A 6619-nucleotide genomic window follows, 5' to 3' on the forward strand; every position below is an offset into this window, starting at 1 on the left:
TCAGCTCAGGCTCGCGACGGTGGTGCGAACCTTGGCGATGATGTCGTCGGGGATCGGGGCGTAGGAGTTCTCGGCGAGAATGCCCTGTCCGTCCTCGCTGGCGATGTAGGTGAGGAACGCCTTGACGGTCGGCAGGGTCTCGGCCTTGTTGCCCTTGTCGCAGACGATCTCGTAGGTGACCAGGGTGATCGGGTAGGCGCCCTCGGCCTTGGTCTTGTAGTTGATCTCAAGCGCCAGGTCCGAGCCCGTGCCCACGACCTCGGCGTCCGCGATGGCGGCGGTGGCGGTGTCGGAGGAGGCCTTGACCGGCTCGGCGGCGCCCGTGTCGATGGCGACGCTGGACAGGTCCTTGGCGTACGACTCCTCCATGTAGGAGATCGCGCCGGAGGTCTGCTTCACGCTCTGTGCGACACCGGAGGAGCCGGACGCGGCCTGGCCGCCCGGAGCCGTCCACGCCTTGCCGCCCTCGTACTTCCAGTCGTCGGGGGCGGTGGCGAGCAGGTACTTGGTGAAGTTGTCCGTGGTGCCGGACTCGTCCGAGCGGTGGAACGCCTGGATCTTGGTGCTGGGCAGCTTGGCGTCGGGGTTCAGCTTCTTGATCGCCGCGTCGTCCCAGGTCTTGATCTTGCCGCTGAAGATCTGGGCGATCGTCGGCGCGTCCAGGACCAGGTTGTCGACACCGTCGACGTTGTAGGCGAGGGCGATCGCGCCGCCGACCATCGGGAGGTCGATGCCCTGGCCGCCGGTGCAGACCTTCTTGGACTCGGTGACCTCTTCGGGCTTCAGCGCGGAGTCGGAGCCGGCGAAGCCGACCGTGCCCTGGTTGAACGCGGTGACTCCGGCGCCGGAGCCGCCGCCCTTGTAGTTGATCTGGACGCCGGTGCAGGCGGCCGAGAACTGCTTGACCCAGGCGTCGATCGCGTTCTTCTGCGCGGACGAGCCGTCGGCCAGGAGCTGGCCCTTGGCGTCGTCGCACTTGATCGAACCGGCCTGGGCGCTGGCGCTGGAGTCGCCGCTGCCGGTGCCGGTGTCGTCCGAGCCGCACGCCGTGAGGGCCAGGGCGCCGGAGACGGCGATCGCGCCGAGAGCGAGAGCCCGCCGGTTCTTGCGCTGAAGCTTCACTTGAGGGAGTTCCTTCCAGGAGCCGCCGTCCTGAATCGGCGGCGTGCGAAAGACTGATCGATGTGGACACCCATTCGAGCTGCGTCCGTCATCAGGCAAGGCTGAAAGTAGGCAGATCAGGTGAAGGCGCTGATGGCCGGAAATGAACGCCGGGTGAACCCCTGCCGTCGGTGTGGTTAGGTCACGGAACGCTCACGTTGTGGACACGGGGAGATTCCGGACTATGCCAGGCGAAGGGCATCCAACAGTGCGTCCACGAGGATGCGATCCCTCGGCTGGGTCAGCCGGTTGCGGGCGGCCGTCGGGGAGAGCCACAGGAGTCGGTCCACTTCGTGGTTGGGGGCGAACGATCCGGTTCCGGCCTCCGCCGCCCAGTAACGGACCCGCTTGGGACGGCCGTTCGCGAGGTAGTGGGCGGTGGGCAGCTCGGTGCCCGGCACCGCGTCGTAGCCCGTCTCCTCCGCGACCTCCCGCAGGGCGCCCGTGAGTGGTTCCTCGTCGCGCTTCAGCTTGCCCTTGGGGTGGGACCAGTCATCATATTTCGGGCGGTGCACGAGGCATACCTCCAGTTCACCGTCTACCGGCGAGCGGCGCCACAGCACGCAGCCGGCTGCCTGGATGGTGTCGTCGTTGATGTCTGTCACCGGGACTTCACCGCCTCCTCGAAGGTGCGGGTGTGGGCCGTGACTTCGGCCCGGGTGGGTCAGACGGAGCCGACCGCCTGCTTCTGCCACGCCTGCTGGAACGCGAACCGTGCCGCCTCGACCTCGTGCCGCTGGTCGGCGTGGAGCACACCGAGGGCGTACGCCGTCGCCGGGGCGATCCGGGGGGTGCGGGCGGCGGCGGCCGCGGCGGCGGCGGCCTCCGAGGCGTCGCGGTGCCGGTTCAGCGCCTGGCCCGTGGTGAGCAGGCGTACGTCGACCGGCGCGTCCGCGCCGAGCAGGACCTCGCGGCCGTAGCGGTGCAGGCGCAGCAGCAGCCGGACCTGGTGCCAGGGGGCGTCCTGCGGGTGCGGGGCCGGGTCCGGGGACAGACCGTGGATCAGCGCCTCCGCGTTGTACGGGCTGCCGGCCGTCACCAGCGGCAGGCCGGCGATGGCGTCGGTGAGACGCTCCTCGGCCGCGCCGGCGAGGGGGCGCAGGTCGGCGCTGGGCGCCTTGGGCGTGAGGGGGACGTCGCTGGCCAGTACGGCGATGTTGTCGGCGACCGCGTGGAAGCGGGAGGAGCCGAGGGCCTGGAGGGCGGTGGAGTGGGCCCGGGTCCGGGCGAGGGTGAGCTGGCGTTCGAGCAGGGCGCCCGCTTTGGCCGCGCCCACGGTGAGGGTGCCGCGCTCCGCGGTGGCCGGACCGGTCGGGGGACCGGTGTCGGCCGTGCCGGCTTCGGACGGCTGGGCGGGAAAGCCTCCCACCGCTCCCGACAGCCGGTGCAGTGCGAGCAGCAGCCGTTCCAGGCGGGAGGCGTAGGCGTGCTCCATCGCCAACGTGCCGGAGAGCCAGGCCAGTTCGGGGCGGATGGCCTCGGACCAGTCGGGGTCGAGCAGCGGGCGGAAGGTGTGCAGGCTGCCGCTGATGCGGCGGGCCGAGTGGCGCAGGGCGCGCGCCGCGTCGACCGACTCCTCCGTACCCGAGGCCGAGCCGTTGGCTGTGCCGCCGGTCTCCCGGTGCAGCCGCAGGGCACGGAGGAACTCCGTGGCCTGGGCCCGCAGGTAGCCCGCGAGGGCGTCCCCGGTCAGCCCGGCCGTCCCGGCCTTCGGGTCCGTCGGTTCAAGGTGTTGCTGTGCCACGCCGGCGCCTCCGGGCGTCAATGAGCATCTCCTGGATGTTCCGCAGGGGCTGACCGTCCGCGTCGGTCGCGTGCCGGGTCCAATCGCCGTCCGGGCCGAGGTGCCAGGAGGCGGTGGTGTCGGACATGCCGGTCTCAAGGAGCCGGTTGAGCGTGGCGCGGTGAGCCGGGTCGGTGACCCTGACCAGGGCCTCGATGCGACGGTCGAGGTTGCGGTGCATCATGTCGGCGCTGCCGATCCACACCTCGGGTTCGCCGCCGTTGCCGAAGGCGAAGACCCGGGAGTGTTCGAGGAAGCGGCCGAGGATCGAGCGGACCCGGATGTTCTCGGAGAGGCCCGCCACACCCGGACGCACCGCGCAGATGCCGCGCACCCAGATGTCGACCGGCACGCCCGCCTGGGACGCGCGGTACAGGGCGTCGATGACGGCTTCGTCCACCATCGAGTTGACCTTGATGCGGATGAAGGCGGGGCGTCCGGCACGGTGGTGCTGGACCTCCTTCTCGATCCGCGAGATCAGGCCGTCCCTGAGGGACTTGGGGGCCACCAGCAGTCGTCGGTAGGTCTCGCGGCGCGAGTATCCCGACAGCCGGTTGAACAGGTCGGACAGGTCCGCGCCGACTTGGGGGTCGGCGGTGAGCAGGCCCAGGTCCTCGTAGAGGCGGGCCGTCTTCGGGTGGTAGTTGCCGGTGCCGACGTGGCAGTACCGCCGTAGCGTGTCGCCTTCCTGACGGACCACCAGCGACAGCTTGCAGTGGGTCTTCAGGCCCACCAGGCCGTACACGACATGGCAGCCGGCCTCCTCGAGCTTGCGCGCCCACTTGATGTTGGCGTGCTCGTCGAAGCGGGCCTTGATCTCGACCAGGACGAGGACCTGCTTGCCGGCCTCGGCGGCGTCTATGAGCGCGTTGACGATCGGGGAGTCGCCGGAGGTGCGGTACAGGGTCTGCTTGATCGCGAGGACGTCGTCGTCCTCGGCCGCCTGCTCCAGGAACGCCTGCACGGACGTGGAGAAGGAGTCGTACGGGTGGTGCAGCAGCACGTCCCGGTTGCGCAGCGCGGCGAAGATGTCGGGCGCGGACGCGGACTCGACCTCGGCGAGGTCGCGGTGGACGCCGGCGATGAACTTGCGGTACTTCAGCTCGGGCCGGTCGAGGCCGCCGATGCGGAAGAGGCCGGTGAGGTCGAGCGGACCCGGCAGCGGGTACACCTCGGCCTCGCTGATCTTCAGCTCCCGCACCAGCAGGTCGAGCACCTCGCGGTCGATGGACTCCTCGACCTCCAGGCGCACCGGCGGCCCGAAGCGGCGCCGCATGAGTTCCTTCTCCAGGGCCTGGAGGAGATTCTCGGCGTCGTCCTCCTCGACCTCCAGGTCCTCGTTGCGGGTGAGCCGGAAGGCGTGGTGCTCCAGGACCTCCATGCCCGGGAACAGCTCCTCCAGGTGGGCGGCGATGACGTCCTCGATGGGGACGTATCGACCGGGGGAGCTCTCCAGGAAGCGGGACAGCAGCGGCGGCACCTTCACCCGCGCGAAGTGGCGGTGGCCGGTGACGGGGTTGCGTACGACGACGGCCAGGTTCAGGGAGAGGCCGGAGATGTACGGGAAGGGGTGCGCCGGGTCGACCGCGAGGGGGGTCAGCACCGGGAAGATCTGATGCCGGAACAGCGTGAAGAGGCGCGCCTGCTCCTTCTCGGTCAGCTCGGCCCAGCGGACCAGGTGGATGCCCTCCTCCGCGAGGGAGGGGGCGACGTCCTCGTGGTAGCAGGCGGCGTGCCGGGCCATCAGCTCGCGGGAGCGGGCCCAGATCATCTCCAGCACCTCGCGCGGCTGGAGACCGGAGGCGGAACGCGTGGCCACACCGGTCGCGATACGGCGCTTCAGGCCGGCCACCCGGACCATGAAGAACTCGTCCAGGTTGGAGGCGAAGATCGCGAGGAAGTTCGCGCGCTCCAGCAGGGGCGTGTTCGGGTCCTCGGCGAGTTCGAGGACCCGTTCGTTGAACGCGAGCCAGCTGCGCTCCCGGTCCAGGAAGCGGCCCTGGGGGAGCTGGGGCCCGTCGTACGGAGCCTCCTCGTAGGCGTCGAGGTCGGCATCGATGTCGGGTTCGAGGTCGGACACCGCGGCGGACACCGTGTGTGGCCGGTGCGCGGCTATGGAACCGACGGAGGGTTGTGCATGCTGGACCTGTGCCTGGGAGTTCGACTGGCTCATGAACCCATTGTTCCGCGCCGGGAGCGAGACGGGCGCGTCGGAAGTAGCGGGAGGGAGCGCGACGGCGAATCCGGCGTCCCCGTTCACCGCTCCGTTTCCCGTCCCGTTCCACGCGCGGCCCTCGGGGGGCGGCGCAGGCTCTGGCACGGCTGGCTTCATTCGCCGAGCCTCGCAAGTCCGGCTGAACCAATGGTTACGGCGACATGACGTGCGGGATAGCGGGGGGCGGCCCTGGGGCGTCTACGGGCATGAAGTTTCCGTACGAAGGGCATGCGCTTACGCCCCTCCCCTCGTGGAGGGACGCAAGCGGAACGGGATGCCTCAGCCGGTACGGCGCCTGACCAGGCGGAACGCGATCAAGACGGCCACGGCGGCCACGGCGAGGACGACGGCCGTCGCGGTGAGCTGAAGGGGCCAGTAGTGGGACGCGGGGTGGATGTCGGCGTAATAGGCGGTCGCGTCGAGGCGTTCCATGACGGGCCGGCACTCCGAGACGAGCACGCCGCCGCAGCGGGGGTCGGCGACACGGTCGCCGGACGAGGTCATCAGGCCGTAGTCGCCGACCACCATGCCCTCCAGCGACGGGCCGTTGCGCAGGCTGCTCAGTCGCGTGACCGTCGGCCACAGGTGGGGCAGCGCCTGGTTGATGCCGAGCCACAGTGCGGTCACCGCGACCGCGCCCGCGCCGAGCGCGGCCAGTGAGCGGCGCAGGGCCAGGCCCGCGAGGGCGCCGGCGAGGAGGCCGGTCAGGGCGAGGGCGACCGTGACGGGGCCGCCCGCGTAGAAGGTGAAGGAGTCGTGCCAGGGCTTGGCGGTGTCGATCTGGCGCTGCCCCGCCGACCAGGCCAGATGGTGGAGGAGGACGAGCAGTCCGGTGCCGGCGGTGACCAGGGTGGCCGGCAGGGCGAGCTTGGCGGCCAGCCAGCGGGCGGGGGAGACGGACTGGGTCCAGGCCAGCCGGTCGGTGCCGTTCTCCAGTTCGCGGCCGATCAGCGAGGCGCCCGCCCAGGCGGCGATCAGGAACGGGACCACCAGGACGGCGAAGGTCGCGTAGTTGTACACGTCCTTGTACAGGAGGATCGAGTCCTGGTCGTACGCGCACGTGGCCGTCCGGCAGGCGTTGTACTCCCGCCAGGCCGCCACCGCGTTGTCGGTGAGCGGGCCGCCCAGCCACAGGAGCGTGGCGGCGGTGACGACGACGAGTGCCGCCCAGATGTACAGAGCGGGCCGGTGCAGTCGTATCAGCCAGCGCAACAGGTGGGGTGCGGGAGCCTGGGCGGAGGCTGGGGCTGCGGCTGGGGCGGTCAGGGCGGTCACGCGGCGGTCTCCTGGGTGTCGGCCTGCGGGTTGCGGAGGTGGGCGAGGGCGAGTTGCTCCAGGGTGGGGGTGCCTGTAGCGCCTGCGGGTGGGGGGTGGGTCGGGGACGTGGGGGGGGGGGGGGGGGGGGGGCCCCGGGGGGGGGGGGCGGGTGGGGTTGTTGCCCGGTGTGGCCGCCCGCCCCG

General features: G+C 70.9%; 5 protein-coding genes. All 5 read right to left on the bottom strand.

Features of this window, described 5'->3' with window-relative positions:
• On the bottom strand, positions 1-1122 hold the full coding sequence (gene pstS, locus ACIHFB_RS45255) for a phosphate ABC transporter substrate-binding protein PstS (RefSeq protein WP_365275154.1): 1122 nt from the start codon (positions 1120-1122) through the stop codon (positions 1-3).
• 221 nt (positions 1123-1343) lie between these two features.
• Positions 1344-1757 (bottom strand): NUDIX hydrolase, encoded by a 414-nt coding sequence (locus ACIHFB_RS45260; protein ID WP_400129925.1) that lies wholly within the window; start codon positions 1755-1757, stop codon positions 1344-1346.
• 68 nt (positions 1758-1825) lie between these two features.
• Complete coding sequence (locus tag ACIHFB_RS45265) at positions 1826-2905, bottom strand: CHAD domain-containing protein (RefSeq protein ID WP_400129923.1); 1080 nt, start codon at positions 2903-2905, stop codon at positions 1826-1828.
• Positions 2886-5117: an RNA degradosome polyphosphate kinase gene (locus ACIHFB_RS45270; protein WP_365275163.1), complete on the bottom strand. Its 2232-nt coding sequence runs from the start codon at positions 5115-5117 to the stop codon at positions 2886-2888. The genes ACIHFB_RS45265 and ACIHFB_RS45270 overlap by 20 nt, the downstream gene beginning before the upstream one ends.
• Before the next feature lie 321 nt (positions 5118-5438).
• Positions 5439-6434, bottom strand: a complete 996-nt coding sequence (locus tag ACIHFB_RS45275) for an ABC transporter permease (RefSeq protein WP_400129924.1) — start codon at positions 6432-6434, stop codon at positions 5439-5441.
• Between the last annotated feature and the right edge of the window lie 185 nt (positions 6435-6619).

The organism is Streptomyces sp. NPDC051963 (assembly GCF_044593495.1).
Lineage (GTDB): Bacteria > Actinomycetota > Actinomycetes > Streptomycetales > Streptomycetaceae > Streptomyces.

What these genes read in the sequence shown, in the direction of transcription:
- ACIHFB_RS45270 (WP_365275163.1), bottom strand. Translation starts at nt 5,117, where the DNA reads ATGAGCCAGTCGAACTCCCAGGCACAGGTCCAGCATGCACAACCCTCC.